The organism is Verrucomicrobium sp. BvORR034 (genome assembly GCF_000739635.1).
Classification (GTDB): Bacteria; Verrucomicrobiota; Verrucomicrobiia; order Verrucomicrobiales; family Verrucomicrobiaceae; genus Verrucomicrobium.
On the sequence record NZ_BATQ01000105.1, the window covers coordinates 1 to 25,641 of the forward strand.

Consider the following 25,641-nt stretch of genomic DNA (forward strand, 5'->3'; position numbering starts at 1 on the left):
CAGCTCCCGGTGCTGCCAGTCCGTCTTGAGCTTGGTCTCCGCCAGAGCCGCCTCGGCCTCCTGAAGCGAGAGCTTGGCCCCGCGGTCATCCAGCCTGATGAGCACGCTGCCCTTCTTCACTGCCATGCCGCGCTCCACGGAGGCCTCCACCACCTTGCCTGCGGCATCAGAGGCCACGAGGGCCTCGTGATCCCCTTTCAGCTCGCCGGTCACCCGGAGGAAGCGCGGCATCGACTGGGGCTCGGCGGGCTGCACCCTTACCTCCAGCGGCGGCGCTTCTTCCACCGGCTTCGCTGAGGCCGCAGCGGCGGGGGGCTCCGCCGCCTGGTGGGAGCATCCCACGAGCGCGAGCGCGGCCAGGCAGCACAGATAAGGGAGGGGTTTCATATTTGGGGGTTTTTTTGGTCTGGTCTTGGGGGGGAAGTTGGAATCGAAAGGGAAATGGGAAATAACTGGGAGCACCGTGCCTCAGCCCTGGCTCACGCCCTGCGGGGTGGCGATCCCGGCGTAGAAGAGGTCCACACACACCGCCACGTAGTCGTCTCCGGTGTAGCCCTCAGAGCAGTTGGCCGTGATCTTGAGCATGCCGCCCAGCAGCATGCTGGTGAAGGCCTCCACCGCGATGTTGAGGTCCACATCCTGCCGCACGCACCCAGCCGCACGGGCGGCCTCTAGGTTCTGCACAAAGCGGCAGCGGATGGGGCGGACAGTATCCAGGATGATCGTGCGGGCGTGCTCCGGATGCCGGTGCGCCTCACCCACCATCGTGCGGACGAAGGCCTCATCCTGCACCATCTTGCCATACAGACCCGCGGCAAAGCGTCGCAGGTTCTCTTTCAGATTGCTCGTCCAGGCCTCCTCCTCCCCTATGTCCTGGTTCCCCATGGACTCGACGAAGTGCCGCATCGCCTCCGAGAGAAGCCCTTCCTTGTTCTGGAAATGCCGGAACAGGGTCACCTCATTCACCCCCGCCTCTTCAGCGATCACCCGGGTCGTCGCCCGGGACAGGCCATCCCGGGCATACACCTTCAGCGCGGCCTCGATCAAGCGCTCGCGGGCGACAGAAGGTTCGTTCTTTTTAGAGGTCGTAGTCTGCATGCAAGTGGTTACTTGCAGCGAGTGTAAGTGGTTGCTTGCATTCTGTAAACCGCAAAAGTTTGTCTTCTTTGCCCGGCGTTGTTCGTCGATTCACGCCGCCCCCGTTCGTCCACTTGGACGTCCACCGAGACGGTTTCCGCTCATCCTCTTCCTAGTGCCGATGCTCCCGTTTTCCCGACCGCTTGTCCCATTTATAGAGAGTCGCCCCGGCCCCTCTCTAGGGTGCGCGTCCTCCGCTCTACCTGCACCCTCGCGTCTGCCGTCCCTGGAGTCCTCGGAACAAAAAAATGATCCCGGTCGAAAAATTCGCCGCACCCAGTTCAAAATCGCGGGCGTAGTGCCCATTGCGTCAAATTATCGCCAGCCCTCCCAGGCTCTTTCAACCCCCTCCCCTTCAGCGCCGCTTTCCTACCGATCCTTGACACCCGGGAAATCATCAGCATTACTGACGATCATCCAGGCAGACCTTCTGTCACCCCCATCACTCTCATGAAGTTGAGCCCCACCCCCTTCGCCTTTTGCTCCGTCCTCTGCCTTGGCCTGGTATCGTGCCTGCCAAAAAAAGAGGCCGCCGGTCCCCCGCCGGCCATGCCGCCTCCTGTGGTGAGCGTGGAGCACCCTATTAAGAAAGAGATCACCGAGTGGGATGAGTTCACCGGTCGTCTCGATGCCTCCGCGTCCGTGAACCTCTACTCCCAGGTCACCGGCTATCTCCAGAGCGTGCACTTCCAGGACGGCAGTGAGGTGAAAAAGGGCGACCTGCTCTTCACCGTGGATCCCCGCCCCTTCAAGGCCACGCTGGACATGACCGTGGCCCAGCAGGTGCAGGCCCGCGTGAAGCTCGAGCTCACGCGGAATGAGTTCGACCGCGCGACGAAGCTCCTGGCCGCCAAGGCGATCTCTGCGGAAGACTACGACACCCGCGCCAAAGCCGTGCGTGAGGCCGAAGCCGGTCTCCAGGTGGCGGATGCGACGGTGGAGAAAGCCAAACTCGACGTCGAGTACACAGAGATCAAGGCCCCGGTGGACGGTCGCATTGGCCGCCGCCTCATGGACCCCGGTGGTCTGGTCGTGGGCGGCCCCATGGGCGCATCCCTCCTGGCCTCCATCGTAGGCCTGGACCCCATGTACTGCTACATCGATGCGGATGAACTCACCGTGCTGCGCTACCAGCGGCTGAACCGCACCGGCGGCGGCGCGGCCAAGGAGGAAGACCGCATCCAGTGCGAGATGGCCCTGGCCGATGACGAAGGCTTCCCGCACAAGGGCGTGATCGACTTCATGGACAACCGCCTGGACCCGAACACCGGTACCATTCAGGTCCGCATGTTGATCGCGAATCCCCGCCCAGAGCGTGGCCAGCGCGTGCTCCAGCCCGGCTACTTCGCCCGCGTGCGTGTGCCCGGCCAGGGTGCCCATGAGGCCCTGCTGGTGGATGACAAGGCCATCGGCGCCGACCTGGCGCAGAAGGTCGTCATGGTCGTGGATGACAAGAACATCGTCACCCCCCGCCCGGTGGAGGTCGGCCCCGTCATCGACGGCAAGCGCGTGATCCGCAAGGGTCTGACTGAGAAGGATCGAGTTATTTCCCACGGCTTCGTCGCCAAGATCCGCCCCGGCATGCCGGTGGATCCCAAGACGCCGGAGGAAGCCGCCAAGCTGCAGGCCCAGGCCGCGCCTCCCGCTGCCGCGGCGGGTCATTGATCTGATCCCGCCTGCTGTGGTCCTGCTCATTTCCTCGCACTCCAGTCCGCTTTCCTAAACAAGCCCCTCTCTGGGGGAGGCCCCACTCCCCCTTCATCAACCTCCTGCAAGCCCGGCGCCTTGTCCGGGTCACTGTCTCGCTCCCAGACATGAACTTTGCCAAATTCTTCATCGACCGGCCCATCTTCGCGGCGGTGCTCTCGATCCTGATCACCCTGGTGGGAGGCATCTCCCTCTTCACCCTCCCCATTGAGCAGTACCCCGAGGTGGCCCCGCCCACCGTGGTGGTGACCGCCACCTACCCCGGTGCCAACCCCCAGGTGGTGTCTGAGACGGTGGCCAACCCCATCGAGCAAGAGATCAACGGGGTGGAAAACATGCTCTACATGTCCTCCGCCTGTACGGCAGACGGCGTGTGTACCATCACCGTGACCTTCAAGCTGGGCACAGACCTGGACATGGCCCAGGTGCAGGTGCAGAACCGCGTGTCCATCGCCACCGCGAAGCTGCCCGAGGAAGTGCGCCGTCTCGGCATCACGACCATCAAGCAGTCGCCCAACCTCGCCATGGTGGTGCACCTGCTCTCCCCGGATGACACCTATGACAGCCTGTACGTAGGAAACTACGCCTTCCTGAACGTGAAGGACCACCTGGCCCGTCTCCCCGGCGTGGGCTCCGTGCAGGTCTTCGGTGCCCGCGACTACGCCATGCGCATCTGGCTGGACCCGGACAAGATCTCCTCCCGCAGCATGACCGCCTCTGAGGTGGTGGCCTCCATCCGCGAGCAGAACGTGCAGGTGGCTGCCGGGGTGCTCGGTGCCCAGCACGCCCCCGCTGGCACGCCCTACCAGCTCACCGTCACCACGCAAGGCCGTCTTACCGAGCCCTCCCAGTTTGAGAACATCATCATCAAGCGCGGTGACAACGGTCAGGTCACTCGCGTGAAGGACGTGGCCCGCGTGGAGCTGGCCGCTCGTGATTATAACCTCGACTCCTTCCTCAATGGCAAGCCGGCCGCCGCGCTCGTGCTCTTCCAGCTCCCCGGCTCCAACGCCCTGGAGACCCGCCAGGCTGTGGGCAAGAAGATGGACGAGCTCTCCTCCTCCTTCCCGCCCGGGCTGAAGTACGACATCGTGTATGACACCACCATCTTCACGCAGAAGTCCATCGACGCCGTGGTGCACACCTTTATCGAGGCTCTCCTGCTCGTGGTGCTGGTCGTCATCGTCTTCCTGCAGAACTGGCGTGCTTCCTTGATCCCGCTGCTCGCCGTGCCGGTCTCCATTGTGGGCACCTTCCTGGTGATGAAACTGTTCGGCTTCTCGCTGAACAACCTCACGCTCTTCGGCCTCGTGCTCGCCATCGGCATCGTCGTGGATGACGCCATCGTGGTGGTGGAGAACGTGGAGCGCAACATGGCCCTTGGCCTCTCCCCGCTCCAGGCCGCCCGACGCGCCATGGAGGAAGTGAGTGGCCCGGTCGTCGCCGTGGCCGTGGTGCTCACCGCGGTGTTCGTCCCCACCGCCTTCATGACCGGTCTCACCGGGCAGTTCTACAAGCAGTTCGCGTTGACGATCGCCGTCTCCACCATCATCTCCGCGTTCAACTCGCTCACGCTTTCCCCGGCCCTCAGCGCCATCCTGCTGAAGCCGCACCACGCGAAGCCGGACTTCTTCCAGCGCCTGCTGAACTTCTTCTTTGGCTGGTTCTTCAAGCTCTTCAACTGGACCTTCGACAAGCTCACCGCCGCCTACTCCGGCGTGGTGAAGGGCACCTTGAGACTCGCCCTCGTCGCTCTGCTCCTCTACGGTGGCCTCATCTACCTCACGGTGGATCTCTTCAACAAGGTGCCCACCGGCTTCGTGCCGCCTGCGGACAAGGGCTTCATCATCGCCTTCGCCCAGCTGCCTGACGGTGCCTCCCTGGAGCGTACCCGCGAGGTCACGCTGCGCATGGGCAGGATCGCCCGCAGCATCCCCGGCGTGGTGAACAGCGTGGAGTTCCCCGGCTTCAACCCGCTTGTGGGTGGTAACATGCCCAACTCCGGCGTGGCCTTCATCGGTCTGGAAGACTTCGAGAAACGCAAGGGCGATCCGTCCAAGACCCTCGAGTCCATCCTGGGCCAGATGATGGGGCAGTTCGCCGGGATCGAGGAAGCACTCGCCCTGTGCTTCCCCTCCCCCTCCGTGGACGGCATCGGCATGGTCGGCGGCTTCAAGCTCCAGATCAAAGACAACCTCGCCCAGGGCAAGGACGCCCTCGCCGGGGCCGCGTTCAACATGATGTTCAAGGCCGCTGAGGTCCCTGGTCTGGCCGGGGTCTTCACCACCATCCGCCCGAACGTGCCCCAGGTGCATGTGGAGGTGGACCGCGTGAAGGCGAAAAGCATGGGCGTGCAGTTGAACGACGTGTTCGACACCCTGCAGATCTGCCTCGGCTCGCTGTACGTGAATGACTTCAACCGTTTTGGTCGCGTGTATCAGGTCACCGCGCAGGCGGATGCCAAGTTCCGCCTCACCCCGGCTGACATCACCCGTCTGAAGGTGCGCAATGACAAGGGCGGCATGGTCCCGCTCGGCACCCTAGTCAAGGTCACGGAAGTCACCGGTCTGGACGTCGCCTCCCGGTTCAATACCGCCGCCAGTGCCGACCTCACCGGGAACGTCCTCCCTGGGACCTCCTCCGGGCAGGCCATTGCCGCGATTGAAAAGCTCGCCAAAGAGCAGCTGCCACCGGGCTTCTCCATCGACTGGACGGAGCTCACCCTGCAGGAGATTCTGGCTGGCAACGCCGCCGTGTACATCTTCCCGCTGTGCGTGATCTTCGTCTTCCTGGCCCTTGCGGCTCAGTATGAGAGCTGGGCTCTCCCGCTGGCCATCATCCTCATCGTGCCCACGTGTATCCTCTCAGCCCTGCTGGGGATCACCTACCTGCCGGAAGTGTTCCGGTCGTGGTTTGGCATGACATACCCGCAGTTGGACAACAACATCTTCACCCAGATCGGGCTGGTGGTGCTGGTGGGCCTGGCGTCGAAAAACGCCATCCTCATCGTCGAGTTCGCCAAGCAGCTCGAGGACCAGGGCAAGCCTCTCTTTGAGGCCACGGTGGAGGCCGCCCGCCTCCGTCTGCGCCCCATCTTGATGACCAGCTTCGCTTTCATCCTGGGTGTGACTCCGCTGGTACTCAGCCCGGGTGCTGGCTCTGAAATGCGCCGCACGCTTGGTACGGCCGTATTTTCAGGGATGATCGGCGTCACCATTTTTGGCCTCATCCTCACCCCCGTCTTCTACCTCGTGATCCGGAAACTCACCGGCAGCAAGAAGAAGAAGGTGGTGGAGGCAGAACCTGCCCATCCGGTCAAGGAAGTTGTCGCCAGCCACTGACGAATCTGCTTATGGTGTGCGTGCATGCAATCGCTTTCAAAAGTCTAATGGTACGGACTGAGCTTTCTGGTGCTGCACACCGTGATCATCGTCATGGTCTATGTGGGGCTTCGCAAAGGAGGCCCCTGGCAGATAGCCCTGATACAGCAGTTCTTTGACTACCCCGTAGAATCATTTATTGATCGCCTCAATGATCTCGCGTCTGACCACGTCCCGAACTTTTGGGATTACCGTGATGAAATTCACCATGTCAGCGCAGCGATTGTCGGCGGACTCGCGTATTACACGCTCGGCGTCGCAATTGGATTCGTAATGACACTCGTCGCCCCCAAGACCCAAGAAGACCTCGACATCGACTCCCAAGACACTCTCTCATGAACATCCGCCTCCATCCTGCCTGGCACATGCTTTCCTTGTGCCTGCTTTCGGCCTGCGCTGTCGGGCCCAACCCCAAGACTCCGGAAACGCAAGTCGGTGCCCAGTTCGACAACAAGAACCAGGGCGGCTATGTCACCGCTCCCACCGTGGCCCAGTGGTGGCGTCGCTACAACGATCCCAAGCTCAACAGCCTCGTGGATCGCGCCATCGCCAGCAACCTGGACCTGAAGATCGCCGCCGCCCGGGTGGATGAAGCCCGTGCCCTGCGTGCCGCCGTCCGCTACGACTACTTCCCGACGGTCACCTCCGCCGCCAGCTACACGAACCAGCGCCAGAGCAAGGCCACCAGTTCCCCCGGGCTGGACCGCACCTCCGAGCTGTACGATGCCGGTCTGGACGCCAGCTGGGAGCTCGACTTCTGGGGCCGCGTGCGCCGCAGCAACTGGGCCGCCAAGGCCGATGTGCGCGCTGCTGAAGCCGCTGTGGAAGACGGCCTGGTGCTCGTCACCGCCGAGGTCGCCAGCACCTACCTCGAACTCCGCGGTCTTCAGAACCAGCTCGCCGTGCGCCGCCGCAACGCGGACAACCAGCAGCAGACGCTCAAGCTCACCGAAAGCCTCCTGCAAGGTGGCCGCGGCACTGAGCTCGACACCTCCCGTGCCCGCGCCCAGCTGAACTCCACCCTCGCCGCGATCCCCCTCATCGAGGGCCTCATCGCGCAGGACATCCACCGTCTGAGCGTCCTCATCGGCACCACGCCCTCCACGCTCAAGCCGGAGCTCATCAAGCCCAAGCCCATCCCGGCGCTGCCCAGCATCGTCCGCATTGGCAACCCGTCTGATCTGCTCCGCCGCCGTCCGGATATCCGTGCGGTCGAGGCCGATCTTGAAGCCGCCACTCACCGTGTGGGTGTCGCCACCGCCGACCTCTTCCCCCGCGTGACCTTCAATGGTACCGCCTCCCTCCAGGCAGACACCTTCAGCGGCCCCTGGACCGGTGCCAACTCCTTCGGTCCTCGCATCTCCTGGGCTGCCTTCGACCTTGGTCGCGTGAAAGCGCAGATCAATGCCGCCAACGCCCGTGTGGATGGTCAGGTCTCCACGTATTACAAGACGGTGCTCGGTGCGCTTGAGGAAACGGAAAACGCCCTGGTCACCTTCGGCCGCCAGCGCGCCCGCCGCAACTACCTCAGCGAAGCTGCCACCGCCTCCGAGCAGGCCGCCAACCTGGCCCGCGAACGGTACCAGAACGGTGTGGCTGACTTCCTGACCGTGCTCGACGCAGAGCGCGTGCTCCTCGAAGCCCAGAGCCTCCTGGCGGAAAGCCAGACCGCCACCGCCACCTCCCAGGTCGCCATCTACAAGGCCCTTGGCGGCGGCTGGGAAGGCATCAGCGCCTCCGGCAGAAACTCCGGCTCCGGTGGTGCTCCGCCGAAGTGATGCGATGAGTTAGAGCCTGTCTGCTAAAGGACTTCAGCAAACCCCGACGACCGCAAGGCGTCGGGGTTTGTTGTTTGTCGAGAGGGAGCTTCATTAGCCTCACACGAAGGCACAAAGGCACGAAGGGGGTTGAACTGATGCACGTCACCAGCGCGATTGTTCATTCAAACCACCCAGATCATCTGCGGCAGGGTTGGAGTACCGTATTTATGCGGCTCAGTCATCGAAGCGAAGCAACGGCCTCTCACCCAACACGTTCTGGGTCCCATCCCACTCCCTCGCAGCGCCGCCAAATACGCCGCATAAATGCGGTACTCCAACCCTGCCGCAACCCCAACACCAAATTTGAACGGACCATCGCTCACACGACACCGCCTCAATCAAGAGCAGCGCGATCCCATTCCCAACCAACTCCAACCCTACTGCGGACGACCTAAGAAGAACCGACCAACCGCGCTCGATTGGGGTGGCCACCAAGGAACCGGCCCAGGCTCGTTCCGAAGTTGATCCCAGAATGGGATCTCTACCACAGCCCAACGTTGGCGAGCTTCCAGCGAGCCTACGTTGGGTACAGTCAGAGAAGCTCTCAACGCTGAAAGCGTTGTCTAGATGCTCCTCCCCGCCTCCCCTCAGAACCATTCCGCATTCCGAACTCCCACTTCCTCATTCAGGCAGCGCAACATCCTCCAGCCCACCGCGCCCTATCCGACAGGCCCCAAATCACGTTCTTGGACATATTTAGTCTCAATTTGCCGTACTCAGGACATTGACGATCATGCTGCGCACTCACACCGCCCTGTTGCTGGCCGGAGCCGCCCTCGGTTCCCAGCTCTCCGCTGCTACCTCGCCCCTGGTCAAGGTGGAGTTCAACCGGGACATCCGGCCGCTCCTCGCAGACGCCTGTTTCCACTGCCACGGACCCGACCCGGGCACGCGCAAGGCGGGGCTTCGCTTGGACACGGAAGCCGGATTCTTCACCCCCTCTGAACCCGGGGCCAGCCCGACCATTGTCAAGAACGACCCGGAAAAGAGCCCGCTCTACCAGCGCCTCACCACCACGGACACGGATGACATCATGCCGCCGCCGGAGTCGCACAAGACGCTGAAGCCCGAGCAGATCGCCCTCGTTCGCCAATGGATCGCGGAAGGCGCCCCCTGGCAGCCGCACTGGTCCTTCATCTCCCCCACGCTGCCAACCCCGCCGGAGGTGAAGCAGAAGGAATGGGTGCGTAATCCTATCGACACCTTCGTGCTCGCCACCCTGGAGCAAAAGGGCCTCGCCCCCGCCCCGGAAGCGGACCGCCACACGCTGGCCCGCCGGGCTGCCCTGGATATCACCGGCCTGCCACCGGAACCTGCCGAACTGGAAGCCTTTCTCAAAGACACCTCCGCCGACGCCTACGAGCAATACGTGGACCGGCTCATGAAATCCGAGCGCTACGGGGAGCACCGCGCCCGCTACTGGCTGGATGCCGCCCGTTATGCAGACACCCACGGTCTGCACTTCGACAAGTACCGCGAGATGTGGCCCTACCGGGACTGGGTGGTTCAATCCTTTAACCGCAACCAGCCTTTCGACCAGTTCACCGTGGAGCAGCTCGCAGGCGACCTCCTGCCCAATCCCACGGAGAGCCAGCTCATCGCCACCGGCCTGCAGCGCTGCAACATCACCACCAACGAAGGCGGCACCATCGACGACGAAAACCTCGCCAACTACGCGGCCGACCGCGTGCAGACGCTGGGCTGGATCTACATGGGCCTCACGGCCAACTGCAGCCAGTGCCATGACCACAAGTTCGATCCGATAACTCAGAAGGACTACTACGCCCTCGCCGCCTTCTTCCGCAACACCACGCAGGGTCCCAAGGACGGCAACGTCAAGGACAGCGGCCCCATTCTCGTGCTGCCAGAGGCCAAGGACCGCCCGCGTTGGGACGTCCTGCCGCAGGAGATCGCCAGCGCGACCATCCAGCGTGACTCCCGCAAGATCGCGGCCAAGCCCGACTTCAACGCCTGGCTGGCCTCTGCCAAACCAGAGTCTCTGGATGCCGACATCCCAGCAGAAGGTCTCATTGCCCATGTCCCGCTCAACGAAGGCGTCGGCAGCGAGGTCACCGGCATCTGCGGCGCTTCCACGAAATTCCGCGCTACTGGCGAAGTGTCCTGGCGTCCCGATGGCAAGATCGGCCCCGCCCCCGTCATGAAACTCGGCGGCACCTTCGACCTTGGTCCGGAAGGCGACTTCGAGAAGACAGAGGGCTTCAGCTACGGCGGCTGGATTCGTGCTGGCCGCGCCGGAGTCTATGGCGGCATCATTGCCAAGATGGATGAGAAGGACGCCTACAAGGGCTGGGACCTCTTCCAGGCCGACCGCAGCCTTGCCGTGCACATCGTCAGCAACTGGCCCGGCGACGCCCTCAAGGTCTCCACGAAGAAGCCCGTGCTCAAACCCGGCCAGTGGCAGCACGTCATGGTCACCTATGACGGCACCAGCAAGCCCGGTGGCGTGAAGATCTACATCGATGGCGTCATGGAACCCCTCAAGACGGACACCGACGGACTCCAGGGCAGCATCCGCACCAGCACGAACCTCCGTGTGGGCCAGCGCAGCGGCAATCAGGTCTTTGACGGCGGCAGCCTCCAGGACGTCCGCGTGTACAAGCGCGCCCTCACCGTGACCGAGATTCAAGCCCTGCACAGCACCGGCCCCCTTCGCGCCACCCTGGCCGCCACCGCGACCAATCGCACCCCGGCCCAGCAAAACGCCCTGTACGACTACTACCTGAACACGCGTGACGCGGAGTACAAGCTCGCCTCCACCACCCTGCAGAAGCTGGATGCCGAGCGCACCGCCATTCGCGGCCGCAGCGCCGTCACGCACATTCAGGAGGAGAAGAAGAACAGCCCCGCCATGGCCAACATCCTCATGCGCGGCCAGTATGATCAAGTCGGTGCGCCAGTCGAGGCCGCCGTGCCGGTCGCACTCGGCAAGCTGGCAGAGAACTCCCCCAAAAACCGTCTCGGTCTCGCCGAATGGTTGGTTCGCGCCGATAACCCGCTCACCACACGCGTCACGGTGAACCGCTTCTGGCAGGAGCTCTTTGGCCAGGGCCTGGTGAAGACACCAGACGACTTCGGCATCATGGGCGCCGCCCCCACCCACCCTGAACTGCTCGACTGGCTCGCGGTGGACTTCCGCGAGCATGGCTGGGATGTGAAGCGCTTCTACCGCCAGATGTTGACCTCCGCCGCCTACCGCCAGGCGTCCCTGACCACCCCGGTGAAGTTGGAGAAGGATCGCGACAACGCCTTCGTCTCCCGCGGACCCCGCTTCCGCATGGATGCGGAGATGGTGCGTGACTACGCCCTCGCCGCCAGCAGCACCCTCTCACCCCGCATGGGCGGCCCCGGCACCAAGCCGTATCAGCCGGAAAACATCTGGGAAGTCGTCGGTCTCGGCACGGAGAAATACTCCCAGGATCAAGGAGAGAACCTCTACCGTCGCACCCTTTACAACTTCTGGAAGCGCATGGCCCCGTCTCCCAACATGGAGACCTTCAACGCGCCCAACCGCGAGGTCAGCTGCGTGCGCCGGGATCGCACCAACACCCCCCTCCAGGCCCTGGTCACGCTCAACGATCCCCAGTTCGTCGAAGCCGCCCGCAGCCTCGCGCAGCACACCCTCACCACCACCGGCACCGATCGCGATGCCGCCCTGCGTTACATCTCCACCCGCCTCCTCAGCCGCGAACTCCGCCCTGAGGAAGCCGCCATCGTCATCGCCAGCCTGGAAGACCTGACCGCCCACTACAAGGCCAACCCCGCCGATGCCAAAGCCCTCCTCGAAGTCGGCGAGTCCAAACTCGATCCCGCCCTCGACCCCACCGCCCTGGCTGCCTGGACCATGCTCTGCAACCAGATGATGAACCTTGATGAGGTGCTGAATAAGTAGCCAGTTAAAAGTTAAGAGTAAAAAGTGAAAAGTTGTTCCGCGAACTCCCCCCTCTCTTAGCTTTTCCCTTCTCCCTCATCCCTTTTCCCTCTTTCCCCCTATGTCCCTTCTCGCAGACCACAACCTCTTCGAAACCCGCCGCCAGTTCTTCTCTCGAGGAAAGAACGCCCTGGGCTATGCGGCTCTCACCAGCTTGCTGGGTGAGGGGCTTGCCCGTCAGGCGACTGCCAGCAGTTCTGGTGCCGCCGCCAGTGGACTGGGCCCGCACTTCGCCCCCAAGGCCAAGCGCGTGATCTATCTGCACATGGTGGGTGGGCCTTCTCAGATGGACCTCTTCGACTACAAGCCGGGCATGCGCGAGTGGTATGACAAGGACCTCCCTGCGAGCATTCGCAATGGCCAGCGTCTCACCACGATGACCAGCGGTCAGGCCCGCTTCCCCATCGCTCCGTCCAAGTACGAGTTCTCCCAGGTGGGCCAGTGCGGCATGTGGCTGAATACGGAACTGCTGCCCCATCTTGGCACCTGCGCCGATGACATCTGCTGGATGCGCAGCCTGCACACGGAGGCCATCAACCACGAGCCCGCCATCACCGCCATGCAGACGGGCAACCAGATCACCGGTCGCCCCTGTCTCGGCTCCTGGGCCTCCTACGGCCTGGGCAGCATGAACCAGAACCTGCCCTCCTTCGTCGTGATGGTGGCCACCCCGACCAATCGCGAGCAGGAGCAGGCCATTTCCTCGCGGCTCTGGTCCAGCGGTTTCCTGCCTGGCGAGCACGCAGGTGTCTCCTTCCGCAGCAAGGGCGATCCCATCCTCTTCATCAACAACCCGCCCGGTGTGCCTTCCTCGGTTCGGCGTCGCACCCTGGACGGCCTGAACGCGCTGAACGAGCTCAACTACAACCTCGTGGGCGACCCGGAAACGCACACGCGCATCAAGCAGTATGAGATGGCCTTCCGCATGCAGGCCAGCGTGCCCGAGCTCACCGACATCAGCAAGGAGCCTGAGCACATCTACAAGCTCTACGGTGAAGAGGCCCGCAAGCCCGGCACCTTTGCCAACAGCGTCCTCATGGCCCGCCGTCTCACCGAGCGTGGCGTGCGCTTCGTCCAGATCTACCACAACAACTGGGATCATCACTCCAACGTGAACGGGCGCATGCCCGCCCAGTGCAAAGACGTTGACCAGCCCTGCGCCGCCCTCATCCACGATCTCAAACAGCGCGGCATGTTCGATGACACCCTCATCATCTGGGGCGGCGAATTTGGCCGCACCATCTACAGCCAGGGCGGTCTCACCAAGACCAACTACGGTCGCGATCACCATCCCCGCTGCTTCAGCATGTGGATGGCCGGTGGCGGTGCCGCAGGCGGTCACATTCACGGAGAGACGGACGAGTTCAGCTACAACATCGTCAAGGATCCGCTCCACATCCGCGACTTCCACGCCACCATCCTGAACCTCCTGGGCTACAACCACGACCGCTTCACCTTCAAGTTCCAGGGCCTGGATTCCAAGCTCACCGGCGTCGAGCCCGCCCGCGTGGTGAAAGAGCTCATCGCCTGACCTTGCCCCTGAGAACCTGTTTGGATAAAAACGCTGGGTGTGTTGCGAGGCATTTTGAGTCTGGACAAGGCGCGAAGAGGGCGTGAATCGAGATTCACAACCGATGAGCAACGCAGTCCAGGCTCAAAAGGACCGCAACCCGGAGGGGCAGTTCTCAGGCTCGGCGAAGCCGCTTTTATCTCATTCCCTTAATTGAACCTGCCGCACCCGGATGTTATTATCCAAACAGGTTCTGAGGCTGACTCCCCGCGTCAGGCCCTTGGGTGAACAGAACTTCAGCAGAGATTTCGGTGCCTTCGCCCCGGGATTCTGGTAAACTCATGCTCCCATGTTCCAGCACCCTGAGGACTATGAGTACGTGAGCCTGCTGGAGGCGCACTGGCAGGCCGTTCAGGAAGAAGCCTTGCAGCTCGATCTGGACCATTTCACGAACTGGCCGGAGAAATTCCTCTACGACTCCGGCTGGCGCGTCTTCGGCCTCTACGGCTTTGGCCGAAAGCTGGCGCGCAATTGCGAACTCTGCCCCCAGACCACCGCTCTCATCGAGCAGATCGACGGGCTGGTCACCGCAGGCTTTTCCAAGCTTGAACCCCGCACCCACATCCGCACGCACTGCGGCTACACCAACCAGGTCCTCCGCTGCCATCTGCCCCTCAAAGTCCCCGCTCTAGGCCGGTGCGAACTGCGCGTGGGTCACGACGTACGATCCTGGCAACCCGGCCACTGCCTCGTGTTTGACGACACCACCGAGCACGAAGCCTGGAACGACACCGAAGAAGAACGCATCGTCCTGCTGATGGACGTGAAACGCGATCCGAAGTCTGGAGCGGTCCAGGTTCCCGAAGGGCTGCTGGAGCAGTTCAAGTTGAGCTGAAGTGAAGTGAGAAGCGCCAAAATAATCCTCACACAAATGCATGAAGGCACAAGCTTTAGAGAAAGAAGACGGGGATTCCATCTCCGTTCAGCCTGCCTCAGCACCCAACTGCCGAGGAGGCCTCGCCCACTGCCGGGGCACCTCCAACACCGACGTAGTTGTCGACGTAAGGAGGCACTAGTTGAAGCGTCTACGGCGTCACTTCCGCGAACCGCTTCCAAGCCTCCCCGCCTCAAACGTCGGAGGCTCTCGCGTCTCCCATCCCATCCCACCCTCCCTCCACCTGGATGCGCAGCATCTTTGGAGTGCGCGCGGGCACCGCCGCTTTCGCACCCCTTGTGATCTCCTCATACCCAATCATCCGCAGCAGAGCTCTCCAGCGTGTCAGTCGGCACCAGATGCCCAACTCTGCCTGACCACAAACAACACGCCCCAATGCCCGAAGCTGTTCGGAGTACAGACTTTAGTCTGCTCATCCAATCGTCCCTACAGCATCGCCACCCTCCTCCGCTCCAAAACCCACGCAGAGGGCCAATCGGCGGCACAGCAGATTGCCAGTCTGCGCTACTAGTCAAGATCCTCCGCTCACCGACCTAAACCGCCGTCTTGCCCTTCCCCTTCCCTTTCCCCGCCGGCCGGTTCGTCCATTCCTCCTTGCTCAATTTCCCATCGTGATCCTTGTCCCAGCGGGCAAACCGCTTCTCGGCCTTGGCCTCGTTCTTCTTGGCGAACTTCGTCACCTTGAATTCATCCTTGGTCACGAACCCGTCATTGTTTCCATCCAGCTTCCCAAACCGCTTTTCCATCCTGGCCTTCACCACCGCGGGATCTTTCTTGTCGGCCTTGGAATTGGCATCGGCAGTCGCTGTCGGACTGGCTTGAGCGAGCACGGCGGTCAAAGCCACCGCGGCAAAAGTAAGAAACGTTTTCATGGAGTCAGTAAGTACTTGGGTTTTCTTGAAACAGACACGTCTTCCCAGGATCTCCCAAAAGAAGCCAGCGACTGCATCCTTCTCCCTTAGTCGTTCCCGACCGCCCCCTTATTCACCACCATTTCGTCCGCTCCGCCTGATGTCGATTACAATCTGCGCTACCGATCACCCCCGTGCCGCCCCCCTTATCCCTCTTCCCTCGTCCCTTATCCCTCTCCCTCTACACCCCCACCGCCCCATAGCCGCTGCCGCGGGAACAATGTTCAAACAAATGTCCCGCCACCTCGTGCGCGGCCACACTGCTGGAGCGGGGCAGCTTGGGTAGATCCCCGATCAGCACCGGCCAGTCCTGGGGATCTTCCGGGACACGCCCATGCGATCCCTTTACCAGCGTCGCATCCAGCGGGATCACATCGAACAACGTCCGGACCCGCAGCGACTTGAGGGCCAGCTTCGAGCCCAGCTTCAACTTCGGGAACTTGATCGCCGGATCGAGGAACAACTCCACCGGGTCGTAGCCGCACTTGCGATGGATGTCCACGCACCGGGCGAAGTCCGGCGCGAGCTTGTCGTCCATCCAGTAGTAGTACGTGAACCAGCTCCGGAAGTCCGCCACCGCCACAAGGTCGCCGCTGCGCTCGTGGTCCAGCCCCACAAAGAACTTCTCCTGCTTGCCCAGCACCTGCTGCACCCCGGTGGTGTTCTCCAGCAGCGTGCGCACCTCGGAGATCATCGAGGGATCATTCACATAGATGTGCGCGAGCTGGTGGTCGGCAATTGCGAACACCTTGCTGCCGCCCAGATCCAGCGTCTCCGTGCCCAGCTCGTCCTTGATGGAAAGCCAGCCCTTCTCACGGAAAACGCGGTTCAGATGCACAGGGCGGTCCACATCCGTGATGCCGTACTCGGAGAGCAGCAGCACCTTGATGTTGCGTTGTTCATAGAACCGGATCAGGTCCCCCACCAGATCATCGATCTCGTGGAGCGCCTTCGTGATCTTGGTCATGTCCAGCCCGTAGCGCTGCAGGTCATAGTCCAGGTGCGGCAGATACACCAGAGAAAGGCTCGGCCAGCATTTCTCCTCCACCCACTTCGCCGACTCGGCAATCCAGGCCGTGCTGCGGATGCTGGAGGCCGGGCCCCAGAAGTGCGGGAAGGGAAACGCGCCCAGGTCCTTCTTGATCCGGTCCCGCATGCCCATCGGCTGCGTGTGGATGTCGAAGACCTTGCGGCCATCCGCCGGGTAGAGCGGCCGCGGCGTGATCGAGTAGTCCGCCGTGGAGTACATGTTGTACCACCAGAAGAGCTTGGCGCACGTGAACTCCGGGTCCACCCGCCGCAGGGAGTCCCAGAGCTTCTCACCGGCTACCAGGCGGTTGCTCTGTTTCCAAAACCGATGCTCCGCGTACTCGCGGTCATACCATCCGTTCGCCACCACACCGTGGTCCCGGGGCAGGCGTCCCGTCAGGTACGTGCTCTGGGCGGTGCAGGTCACCGCAGGCAGCGTGGGCTGCACGCGGGCAATCCGGTTGCGCTCCATGAAGGCCCGGATCTCCGGGGTGGCATCACATATCAGACGCGGGGTGAGACCGACAACATTGAGGATGGCCGTGCGCTGCATGTGAGAGTAGGAGGACCGCCAGGTGCCACAGGCGGCGGATGAACTGAACGGGAAACTTCAAACCTCCCAGGCCAGTGTGCAAGCGATCATGCACGAGCCCGGCCTCTGGGGACCCGATTTTCAGCCTCACCCCCCTACTTCACCCAGCCCGCCAGCAATACCGCCACGTACGCCAGCTTGCACACCGCGTGCAGCGCCTGATCCGTGTGGAAGTTGATCTTCCGCTCACACTTGGCGGCATCCAGCGCGAAGTGTAATACCAGCTCCGCTGCGGCAAACGCGGCCCGCCCGGTGATCAGCCACACGAAGCCCGCATGAATGAGGCAGTGCGCCAAGAGGCAATGGATCCACAACCCCGTGGGCTGCTGTTGCGCGCCACTTGCCCGGAAATGCCGGTTCTTGTGGAGGGCCAGATACTCCCCCTGGAGGGGATAGTCCGCCAGAGCATGTCCTACGAGGAGGGCAAAGAACAGATTCAAACCCCCACCCAACGTGGCGGGAGACTGCGCGAGATCCAGCATGAGCCCATTCATTTCACCGGCAACATTTCGTGGCAACCACAATCTCCATCCGTCCATCGCGGAGGACTGGATTAAAATAAAAAAAGAGGCGGACTAGACGCCCGCCTCCACAACTAACCGATGTCGGAGCGGACCGTCTAGATCTGACCCATCATGGCGACCTTTTCGTTGGTCTCGCGCAGGCGGCGGCTCAGCGTGCTGGAAATGCCGATGAGCAGGTGGGAGGCCGGCAGCGGGCTCACGTTCATGAAGTCCTCCAGGCTCTGGCGGTCGATGCGCCAGACCTGGGAGAATTCAATGGCCGTCACCGTGGCGCTGGCCAGGCCGGGGTGGAAGATGTTGATCTCGCCGATCGTCTCGCCCACGCCGATGCGACCCAGCAGCACCTGGCGGCCGGAGCGGATGGTGGAGGCGTGCAGGGTGCCGCCGATCACAAAGTAGAGGGAGTTCTGCTGGCGGCCCTCTTCGATGAGGACCTGGCGCTCATGCACCGGAAGAAACTCCCCATAGCTGCTCAGAAGAAGGCGATCGTCATCGCCCAAGGGTTCAATAATGCCTTTTGCAGGGAGTTCGGGACGGGAGAAATCGGTGCTCATGATGTTGGAATTGAATGAAAACCGGCGGTATTTTTGCAGTGGAACTTCCAGACAGGCAAGAAAAGAAAAGATTTGGTTCCGCTGAAATACCGCCCCGGACGGTGGTGTAGGTATTTTCCGGCCATTTCAGCGCCGGTATCCCAGCAGATGTCCTATTTTCCAGCGGTTTTGATGCCACACCCGACATTGAACGGGTGGACGCCGAAATTTTTCTGGATTTCGACGTGAACCTATTCACAGTCCCGCCTCCGAACTCAAAGTCCAGTGACCCTAGTATAGCCAAACCAACTCACTCCGAGCCATGTCCGACAACAACCAAGAGAAAAGCTCCTTTGCCCTTATTTTCGCCAACCTGCTGCTCCGCCTTTGGATTGCCCTTCGTTTGATTGGAGCTGGCGTGGACAAGTTCCGTGCGGGTGCCGGAGACACCGCGACCTTCAATCTTGAGAACTACAAGGTCAAGATGGGCAACATCGCCAAGCTCACCTACGAGAAAGGCTTCCTCCCCAAGAATCTCTGCGAACTCTACGCACAGCCCATCGGCTACATCCTCATCATCGCCGGTGTCTGGGTGCTCCTCGGTCTCTTCACGGAACTCGGCCTGCTCGCCGCCGGTCTCACCTTCCTCTCCCTGGCCGTCGGTCTGGCCACCCTTCCTGATGACACGGAAGTGGTCCTCATCGGCGTGCACATCCTCATCGTGGCCGCCGCCCTCGCCACGAACAAGGCGAACAAGATCTCCCTCGACGGCCTGCTCTTCCGCAAGCGCAACGACGACTAATCCTCCGGGCAGGTTCGTTATCCTGCCGGTCTTCTGATTCGTTGAAGTATGAATTCCTCCCTTCCCTCTTCCCAACCAGCCTCCGGGCTGAACCGGTTCATGGACCGTCGCGGATTCGTCCGGACCTCCGTGCACGCTGGTGCCGGTGCCCTCCTGCTCACCAGCAAGAGCGCCATTGCCCAGCAGACCTCCTCTGAGCGTGTAATCAAGTGCGCCCTCATCGGTTGCGGTGCTCAAGGCGAACGCCTTCGCGCCTCCGCCGCTGACGTCCCCGGCGTTCAGTGGGTGGCCGTTTGCGACATCTGGCCCTACCCCCGCACCCCCATGGGGCGCAAGATGGGCTACGACAACAAGAAGCGCGGCTATGACGCCGCTGTCGCAGAGTACGCCGACGTCGGTGAAATGCTGTCCAAGCAGACCGACATCGAGGCCGTCTTCATCGCCACGCCCGACTTCCTGCACGCCCCCCACAGCCGCCAGTGTCTGGAGGCCAAAAAGGCCGTGTACTGTGAGAAGATGATGTCCAACACCATCGAAGGTGCCCGCGACATGGTCAAAGCCCAGCAGGAGACCGGCGGGGTCTTCCAGATCGGTCACCAGCGCCACAGCAACCCTCGCTACATCCACTTCCGGGAAAACATCTACAAGGGGCCCAAGCTCCTTGGCCGCGTCACCCACGCCTACGGCCAGTGGAACCGCGGTGTCTCCGCTTCCAAGCCGCTCAGCCCGCCGAAGAACCAGGAGATCCCCACGGACATCCTGGCCAAGTACGGCTACGACAGCATGGAGGCCTTCCTCAACTGGCGCTGGTACAAGAAGTACGGCGGCGGTGCCATCTCCGACCTCGGCGCCCACCAGATCGACATGTTCAACTGGGTCTTCCAGACCAAGCCCACCTCGGTGTATGCCGCAGGCGGTATCGATTACTATGACGGCAAGGAAGGCCGCGCGATGTTCGAGTACCCGGACAACGTGATGACCATCTATGAGTATCAGCTCCCGACCGGCACGGCGCGCGCCTACTACCAGGTGCTCACCACCACCGGCTCCCAGGGCTACTACGAGAAGTTCATGGGCATCAACGGCAGCGCCATCATCTCCGAGAGCCCGACCTACAACCAGGTCTACGCCGAGCCCGACAACGACTGGACCCAGTACTCCACCGGAGCCCATCCGGCCGTGGTGCAGGCTGGTGACGACGTGAAGAACAAGTTCTGGGAACAGTCCCGCAACTGGGACAAACCCAAGCCGCCGTCCTATGACCTCGGCCCGCTCGCCAAGGCCCTGGCCGACGTGCGCGAGAGCAAGCCGCTCGCCCGCTGGGAAATCCCGGTGACGCTCAGCCGCTTCCCCCACTCCCCCCACATCCAGAACTTCATCGAGTGCGCCCGTGCCAAGACTCCAGACAAGCTCAACTGCCCTGTGCAGATGGCGTTTGAGTCCTGCGTCACCGTGCTCACCGCCCTGAAGTCCATTGAACAAGGTGCCAAAGTCACCTTCAAACCCGAGGACTTCGTGGCCTGATGCCCCTTTGGACTGCGGGGTGGCAACGCCCCGCAGTTGCCCTCCTCATTTCTTCAACGATCCCTGAACCCAACATGAAACTGAAGTCGAATACCCTCCTCCTGGGCGGCCTGCTGGCCACCTCGCTCGTGATGTCCTCCTGCGGGAAGAGCGGAGACAGCGCCACCAACGGCACTCCTTCCGCCCCCAGCAGTTCCTCCCCTGCCGCCGCTCCTGCCAGCGTGCCCGCTGGTGACCTCGTGGACCTGACCCCCGAGTATCCCAAGCCGATGTTCATCGGCACCCCGGTCCCCACCGGTGACATCCCGAACCTCGAGAAGCCTGATCCAGAGGCCGTCAAAGCCCGCCTCACGCTGAAAGTGCCGAAGGGCACCGAAAACGTGGCCAAAGGCAAGAAGGTCACCAGCTCCGATCCCCTCCCGATCATCGGCACGCTTGACCTCGTCACCGACGGCGACGCCGACGGTTCCGATGGTTGCTACGTGGAACTCGCTCCTGGCGCCCAGTGGGTCCAGATCGACCTCGAGAAGGAGTACGACATCTGGAAGATCCTCGCCTGGCACTTCCACAAGCAGACCTCCATCTACTTCGACGTGAACGTGCAGGTGAGCAATGACCCCGAGTTCAAGACCGGCGTCACCACCCTCTACAACAACGACCACGACGACAGCTCCAAGCTCGGCAAGGGCGAAGACAAAGCCTATGTGGAAACCAACCACGGTCGCCTCATCGACGGCAAGGGCACCAAGGCCCGCTACGTGCGCCTTTCCAGCAACGGCAACACCGCGAACGAGATGAACCACTACATCGAAGTTCAGGTGTACGGCACCCCGGCCAAGTAAGGCCTGGTCCGAATCAACTTTCCTTTCCTCAAAGGATCCAAACCGCCGCAGGCCCCGTGCTTGCGGCGGTTTTTTGTTGGGAGACAGAAGACGAAAGACCTGAGATGAGGTCCACTCATAGAAGTACGCGACCACCTCGGTTACCTCAGTCAAGAGCCGCGAGTCATCGGAAGCCCCCGCGCCCTCAAACCATCCCATCACATCCCTCACCTGGATGCGCAGCATCTTTGGGACTGCGGCGAGCATCGCCACTTTTGCTCCCCTTCTGATGTCCTCACACCCACCCGGCCCCGCCAGCGCCTCACCGCCCGCAGCTGTTTGGAGTACAGACTTCAGTCTGCTCAGTCGATCGTCCCTACAACTTCTCCCCTCCACCCTCCGCTCCATTTCATGCCGATTGCCAATCGGCGGCACAGCAGATTGCCAATCTGCGCTACTTCCGTTCTAGGCTCCGATGGCGTGGGCTGGTTCGAGTTCTCCACAGGGCTCCCGAAGAGTCTGCGGGCTCAGGTGTTGTTTCCGGAGGCGCGGGTGCTTGAGATTGGGGCCAGCGATGTCGGAGGCTCGGGCGAGTTCAAGGCATCACGCTAGGTACAGCATCTTGGGGAGTGCGGCCAAAGTCGCCGCTTTCGGGAGTCCTGTGTCGGGATTAAACCGGAAATTGGAAGCGGCGAGGCCGAGTGACTGGTAGCGCAGATTGGCAATCTGCTGTGCCGCCGATTGGCAATCGGCATCAGTCGCCGGAGGGGTTGAGGTTCATGCCCACACAAAGCTACGAAGCCATGCCAATACGTGTTTCTCCGTCACAGGGGCCAATCTCGCGAGGCTCTGTTCGCAGCACAAACTTCAGTTTTCTCAGGACGCCTTACGCTGGCTCGACTGAGGCAAACTAAAGTTTTAACTACCAACAGTTTCCCAAGGCATCCCGCTTCTCTCTACCCAACCCGCCCTGCACCTCAGTCCACCACTTACCTCTTACCACTCACCCCTCACCGCCCTCCCCATCTTCCCATTTTGATCCCCAAGAACTCTTGCCGCTCTCCCCCGCTCCCCATATTTTGGATCTTGCATTAATTTGCTTTTGCCAACCCAACGCGCTAAACGCAGCGCAGACTCCGCCCACGTCTTTCGAGTGATCGAGCCCATCCGACAGCTTTTTGACACCTCAGGCTTTCCCGCCCGCTGGCATTGCGGCGACTGGAGTGACATTCATGGCTGGCTCCACATCCTCTCAGACCTCGCCATCTTTGGGGCCTACGCCGCCATCCCCACCTCCATCGCCTGGTTCGTCATCGCGAAGGGGCGCGAGGTCGCGTTCCCGAAGCTCTACTGGCTCTTCGCCTGCTTCATTCTTTCCTGCGGCCTCACCCATCTCATTGAGGCCACCATCTTCTGGCATCCCTGGTACCGTTTCTCCGGTATGATGAAACTGGTGACCGCCGTGGTCTCCTGGTCCACGGTCATCGCCCTCATCAAGATCCTGCCCACGGCCATGAACCTGCCCGGCATGGTCCGGCTCAACAGCGATCTCACCAAGGAGGTGGCGGACCGCAAAGCCTCGGAGGCAGCTCTACAAGAGTCCTCCATCCGGCTCGCTCTCGCCCTGGAACACTCCCAGTTGGGTGACTGGAGCTGGGATGCCAACGCCAACGCCATGACCCTCTCCCGTCGCGCTGCGGAGATCCTGGGTGTTTCTCCTGAAGATCGCCACAGCCGGGAGTCTCTCCGCACGGACATTCATCCAGACGACCGGGGGCCCACCAAGCTCATCGTGGATGAGGCGATCCGGACCCGGACCAACTACGACGTGGAGTACCGTGTCATCCGCTCCAATGACGGCAAGGAGATCTGGGTCCACGCCAAAGGGCGCGGGGTCTATGACAGCCAGGGCAACATTCTCTCGGTGGTGGGTACCATTGGTGATGCGACCGGTCGCAAGCATCGCGATCGCGAACGCGAAGTGCTGCTGGTCAAGGAACGCGAAGCCCGCGCCGAGGCGGACCGCGCCAACCGCATCAAAGACGAGTTCCTGGCCACCCTCTCCCACGAGCTGCGCAATCCCCTGAACGCCATCCTGGGCTGGGCCAGCATTCTCCGCACCGATTCATCGAACCTGGAAGAACTCGCCACCGGGCTGGATGTCATCGAGCGCAACACCCAGCTCCAGGCCAAACTCATCGCCGACCTCCTGGATATGAGCCGCATCTTGAGCGGGAAGGTCCACTTTGATTTCAAGCCCACCAACCTCCTTTCCCTGGCCAAGGAAGCGGTGGAGACCATCCGCATCATGGCCGAGGAGAAAAACATCACGGTGACCGCTCCCGTGGACGCCCCCCAGTGATCGTCAGCGGCGACAGCGCCCGGCTCCAACAGATCATCTGGAACCTCCTGACCAACGGGGTCAAGTTCACCCCGCCAGGCGGCACCCTTGATCTCTCCATCATCTGCGGCCAGGACCGGGCCGAACTCGTCGTCACCGACACCGGTCTTGGCATCGATCCTCTGTTCCTGCCGCATGTCTTTGACCGCTTCCGTCAGGCGGACGCTTCGTCCACCCGCAAGTACGGAGGCCTGGGCCTCGGGCTCTCCATCGTCAAACATCTGACTGAGATGCACCACGGCACCGTGCAGGTCTTCAGTCCCGGAGTCGGAAAGGGAGCCACTTTCAAGATCACCCTTCCCTTGTTCCTCCCCACCGCCGAGTCGGGTGGCGAACTTTTTGCCGACCCCTCCGCCGCGCTGGAGGAGAGCGTTGATCTGACCGGGACCTCGGTGCTGGTGGTGGATGATGTGCCGGACAACCTGGAACTCATGGCCCGGGTGCTGAGGAATCGAGGCGCCACCGTCGCCGCAACCCTCTCGGCAGCCGAGGCGATCGAGACTCTGCAAACCAAGATCTACCACGTGCTGGTGAGCGACATCGCCATGCCCGACATGGACGGCTTCGACCTCATCGCCGCCGCCCGACAGCTGGATGCGGAGCATTGCGGCCACATCCCCGCCATTGCCCTCACCGCCTTCGCCCGCCAGGAAGACCGGGATCGGGCCCTTGCGGCGGGTTTTGATCACTTCTTGTCCAAACCCGTGGATCCCGCCGAGCTGATCACCGCCGTCTGCCGATGCACGGGACGGGGCAGGCACACTCCCATCGGAGGAAATAGGCCCCGCCCCCGCCTCAATTCCACCTCCTCCTGAGGTCGTGCTGGCGTCCCGCCGCAGCATCGCTATAGGGTGATAGAATGGCCTGGGTGGATTCTAGTGCTCCAGGGCACGACATGTGCGTCGCTCATGGGCTCGGTTTTCGGACAATTCTTGTCCAAACACCCTGCGCATTTGAGCCCGCATGTGCAAGTTGTCACCCAACCAGATCGTTTTCTCCTACTTGCTGACCTCGCTCCTGTCACTCACCCATGTCCACCCCTACCGATACTGAAGCCGCGCAAATCCTGGTCAACGGTTATCAAAAACTCAAGACAGAGCTGAGCAAAAGGATCGTCGGTCAGGACGACGTGATCGAGCAGGTGTTCATCGCGATGGCCGCAGGCGGTCACGCCCTTTTGGAAGGCGTCCCCGGGCTGGCCAAGACCCTCCTCGTGAAGTCCTTTGCAGACGCAATGCATCTGGGCTTCCGGCGCATCCAGTTCACGCCGGATCTCATGCCCGCAGACATCACCGGCACGGAGATCATCCAGGAGGATGCCGATACCGGACGCCGCAAGCTCATCTTCATGCGCGGGCCGATCTTCTCCCAGATCATCCTCGCGGATGAGATCAACCGTACCCCGCCCAAGACCCAGGCCGCCCTGCTGGAGGCCATGCAGGAGCACTCCGTCACCGTCGGCCAGGAGACCTTTGCCCTGCCCCGCCCGTTCTTCGTCCTCGCCACGCAGAACCCCATCGAGCAGGAAGGCACCTATCCGCTCCCTGAGGCCCAGAAGGATCGTTTCCTCTTTCTCATCAAGGTCGCCTACCCCACCCGGGATGACGAGCGTGAGATCCTCGCCCGCACGACCGGCACCATCTCCAGCGTCATCGAGCCCGTCCTCAGCGGTGAAGAACTGCAACAGGCCCAGACCCTGGCCCGGCGGGTGCCCGTGCCAGACCACGTCACGGACTTTGTCCTGGACCTCGTCCGCGCCACCCGGACAACCGAGGAAGGCGTTTCCACCTATGTGAAACAGATGGTTGGCTGGGGCGCAGGCCCCCGTGCCAGCCAGCACCTCATCCTCGCTGGCAAGGTCCGCGCCCTCTTGCGGGGCCGCACCCACATGACGGTGGATGATGTCGAAGCGCTCGCCTACCCGGTGCTGCGCCATCGCATCGTGCCCACCTTCCATGCCGAGGCGGAGGGCGTCACCGTGGACCACATTGTGAAGCACCTGCTGGAAAACACGCGCCGTCCCCAGGGCTCCCGCGTGCTGTAGTT

20 protein-coding genes are annotated in these 25,641 nt (G+C 62.2%); 14 read left to right on the top strand and 6 right to left on the bottom strand.

The genetic code is table 11. From position 1 onward, the window contains the following. Both BV034_RS17390 and BV034_RS17395 read right to left on the bottom strand, forming a co-directional pair. Positions 1-387, bottom strand: a 387-nt coding sequence (locus BV034_RS17390; protein WP_265593120.1) for a biotin/lipoyl-binding protein, incomplete at its 3' end; no start/stop codon positions are given. 81 nt (positions 388-468) lie between these two features. Then, positions 469-1,098 (bottom strand): TetR/AcrR family transcriptional regulator, encoded by a 630-nt coding sequence (locus tag BV034_RS17395; RefSeq protein ID WP_050028267.1) that lies wholly within the window; start codon positions 1,096-1,098, stop codon positions 469-471. Between the two features lie 489 nt (positions 1,099-1,587). Between BV034_RS17395 and BV034_RS17400 the strand changes: the two genes are divergently transcribed. The 7 genes from BV034_RS17400 (at position 1,588) to BV034_RS17430 (ending at position 14,398) form a co-directional block, all read left to right on the top strand. Further along, on the top strand, positions 1,588-2,802 hold the full coding sequence (locus BV034_RS17400) for an efflux RND transporter periplasmic adaptor subunit (protein WP_050028268.1): 1,215 nt from the start codon (positions 1,588-1,590) through the stop codon (positions 2,800-2,802). 149 nt (positions 2,803-2,951) lie between these two features. Further along, positions 2,952-6,185 (top strand): multidrug efflux RND transporter permease subunit, encoded by a 3,234-nt coding sequence (locus BV034_RS17405; RefSeq protein ID WP_050028269.1) that lies wholly within the window; start codon positions 2,952-2,954, stop codon positions 6,183-6,185. Positions 6,186-6,266: 81 nt separating this feature from the next. After that, entirely contained in the window at positions 6,267-6,563 is a 297-nt protein-coding gene (locus BV034_RS17410) for a hypothetical protein (RefSeq protein ID WP_265593121.1), read from the top strand. Next, the gene (locus tag BV034_RS17415; RefSeq protein WP_050028271.1) at positions 6,560-8,002 is read left to right on the top strand and encodes an efflux transporter outer membrane subunit; all 1,443 of its coding nucleotides are present in this window, start codon (positions 6,560-6,562) and stop codon (positions 8,000-8,002) included. The genes BV034_RS17410 and BV034_RS17415 overlap by 4 nt, the downstream gene beginning before the upstream one ends. A 775-nt stretch (positions 8,003-8,777) precedes the next feature. Further along, complete coding sequence (locus BV034_RS17420) at positions 8,778-11,954, top strand: DUF1553 domain-containing protein (protein ID WP_050028272.1); 3,177 nt, start codon at positions 8,778-8,780, stop codon at positions 11,952-11,954. Between the two features lie 100 nt (positions 11,955-12,054). Beyond that, on the top strand, positions 12,055-13,524 hold the full coding sequence (locus BV034_RS17425; RefSeq protein WP_050028273.1) for a DUF1501 domain-containing protein: 1,470 nt from the start codon (positions 12,055-12,057) through the stop codon (positions 13,522-13,524). A gap of 328 nt (positions 13,525-13,852) precedes the next feature. Then, positions 13,853-14,398, top strand: a complete 546-nt coding sequence (locus BV034_RS17430; protein ID WP_050028274.1) for an aspartyl/asparaginyl beta-hydroxylase domain-containing protein — start codon at positions 13,853-13,855, stop codon at positions 14,396-14,398. A gap of 593 nt (positions 14,399-14,991) precedes the next feature. Here the strand turns inward: BV034_RS17430 and BV034_RS17435 are convergent. The 4 genes from BV034_RS17435 to BV034_RS17450 all read right to left on the bottom strand — a co-directional run bounded on the left by BV034_RS17435 (position 14,992) and on the right by BV034_RS17450 (position 18,068). After that, complete coding sequence (locus BV034_RS17435) at positions 14,992-15,330, bottom strand: EF-hand domain-containing protein (protein ID WP_050028275.1); 339 nt, start codon at positions 15,328-15,330, stop codon at positions 14,992-14,994. A 220-nt stretch (positions 15,331-15,550) separates the two neighbouring features. After that, positions 15,551-16,951: a nucleotide pyrophosphatase/phosphodiesterase family protein gene (locus BV034_RS17440; protein WP_050028276.1), complete on the bottom strand. Its 1,401-nt coding sequence runs from the start codon at positions 16,949-16,951 to the stop codon at positions 15,551-15,553. 134 nt (positions 16,952-17,085) lie between these two features. Then, the gene (locus tag BV034_RS17445; protein ID WP_063768810.1) at positions 17,086-17,472 is read right to left on the bottom strand and encodes a DUF3307 domain-containing protein; all 387 of its coding nucleotides are present in this window, start codon (positions 17,470-17,472) and stop codon (positions 17,086-17,088) included. Positions 17,473-17,609: 137 nt separating this feature from the next. Next, complete coding sequence (locus BV034_RS17450) at positions 17,610-18,068, bottom strand: Crp/Fnr family transcriptional regulator (RefSeq protein WP_050028277.1); 459 nt, start codon at positions 18,066-18,068, stop codon at positions 17,610-17,612. 301 nt (positions 18,069-18,369) lie between these two features. On the opposite strand from BV034_RS17450, the gene BV034_RS17455 reads away from it, so the two are divergent. From BV034_RS17455 to BV034_RS17480, 7 genes are all read left to right on the top strand, one after another. Then, positions 18,370-18,849: a DoxX family membrane protein gene (locus tag BV034_RS17455; protein WP_050028278.1), complete on the top strand. Its 480-nt coding sequence runs from the start codon at positions 18,370-18,372 to the stop codon at positions 18,847-18,849. A gap of 48 nt (positions 18,850-18,897) precedes the next feature. Then, a complete protein-coding gene (locus BV034_RS17460; RefSeq protein ID WP_050028279.1) occupies positions 18,898-20,373 on the top strand; it encodes a Gfo/Idh/MocA family oxidoreductase in 1,476 nt (491 codons plus the stop codon). A 74-nt stretch (positions 20,374-20,447) separates the two neighbouring features. Beyond that, entirely contained in the window at positions 20,448-21,215 is a 768-nt protein-coding gene (locus BV034_RS17465) for a hypothetical protein (RefSeq protein ID WP_050028280.1), read from the top strand. A gap of 390 nt (positions 21,216-21,605) precedes the next feature. Continuing rightward, on the top strand, positions 21,606-21,806 hold the full coding sequence (locus tag BV034_RS36110; protein WP_265593122.1) for a hypothetical protein: 201 nt from the start codon (positions 21,606-21,608) through the stop codon (positions 21,804-21,806). Positions 21,807-22,347: 541 nt separating this feature from the next. After that, on the top strand, positions 22,348-23,556 hold the full coding sequence (locus BV034_RS17470) for a PAS domain-containing hybrid sensor histidine kinase/response regulator (protein WP_050028281.1): 1,209 nt from the start codon (positions 22,348-22,350) through the stop codon (positions 23,554-23,556). Next, entirely contained in the window at positions 23,553-24,410 is an 858-nt protein-coding gene (locus tag BV034_RS17475; RefSeq protein WP_050028282.1) for an ATP-binding protein, read from the top strand. The genes BV034_RS17470 and BV034_RS17475 overlap by 4 nt, the downstream gene beginning before the upstream one ends. A gap of 215 nt (positions 24,411-24,625) precedes the next feature. Next, positions 24,626-25,639, top strand: coding sequence for a MoxR family ATPase (locus tag BV034_RS17480; protein ID WP_050028283.1), 1,014 nt, complete (start codon positions 24,626-24,628; stop codon positions 25,637-25,639). Positions 25,640-25,641: the final 2 nt, after the last annotated feature.

Coding starts and splice junctions, on each gene's coding strand:
- BV034_RS17395 (WP_050028267.1), bottom strand. CDS start 1,098: ATGCAGACTACGACCTCTAAAAAGAACGAACCTTCTGTCGCCCGCGAG.
- BV034_RS17400 (WP_050028268.1), top strand. CDS start 1,588: ATGAAGTTGAGCCCCACCCCCTTCGCCTTTTGCTCCGTCCTCTGCCTT.
- BV034_RS17405 (WP_050028269.1), top strand. CDS start 2,952: ATGAACTTTGCCAAATTCTTCATCGACCGGCCCATCTTCGCGGCGGTG.
- BV034_RS17415 (WP_050028271.1), top strand. CDS start 6,560: ATGAACATCCGCCTCCATCCTGCCTGGCACATGCTTTCCTTGTGCCTG.
- BV034_RS17420 (WP_050028272.1), top strand. CDS start 8,778: ATGCTGCGCACTCACACCGCCCTGTTGCTGGCCGGAGCCGCCCTCGGT.
- BV034_RS17425 (WP_050028273.1), top strand. CDS start 12,055: ATGTCCCTTCTCGCAGACCACAACCTCTTCGAAACCCGCCGCCAGTTC.
- BV034_RS17430 (WP_050028274.1), top strand. CDS start 13,853: ATGTTCCAGCACCCTGAGGACTATGAGTACGTGAGCCTGCTGGAGGCG.
- BV034_RS17435 (WP_050028275.1), bottom strand. CDS start 15,330: ATGAAAACGTTTCTTACTTTTGCCGCGGTGGCTTTGACCGCCGTGCTC.
- BV034_RS17440 (WP_050028276.1), bottom strand. CDS start 16,951: ATGCAGCGCACGGCCATCCTCAATGTTGTCGGTCTCACCCCGCGTCTG.
- BV034_RS17445 (WP_063768810.1), bottom strand. CDS start 17,472: ATGCTGGATCTCGCGCAGTCTCCCGCCACGTTGGGTGGGGGTTTGAAT.
- BV034_RS17450 (WP_050028277.1), bottom strand. CDS start 18,068: ATGAGCACCGATTTCTCCCGTCCCGAACTCCCTGCAAAAGGCATTATT.
- BV034_RS17455 (WP_050028278.1), top strand. CDS start 18,370: ATGTCCGACAACAACCAAGAGAAAAGCTCCTTTGCCCTTATTTTCGCC.
- BV034_RS17460 (WP_050028279.1), top strand. CDS start 18,898: ATGAATTCCTCCCTTCCCTCTTCCCAACCAGCCTCCGGGCTGAACCGG.
- BV034_RS17465 (WP_050028280.1), top strand. CDS start 20,448: ATGAAACTGAAGTCGAATACCCTCCTCCTGGGCGGCCTGCTGGCCACC.
- BV034_RS36110 (WP_265593122.1), top strand. CDS start 21,606: ATGCCGATTGCCAATCGGCGGCACAGCAGATTGCCAATCTGCGCTACT.
- BV034_RS17480 (WP_050028283.1), top strand. CDS start 24,626: ATGTCCACCCCTACCGATACTGAAGCCGCGCAAATCCTGGTCAACGGT.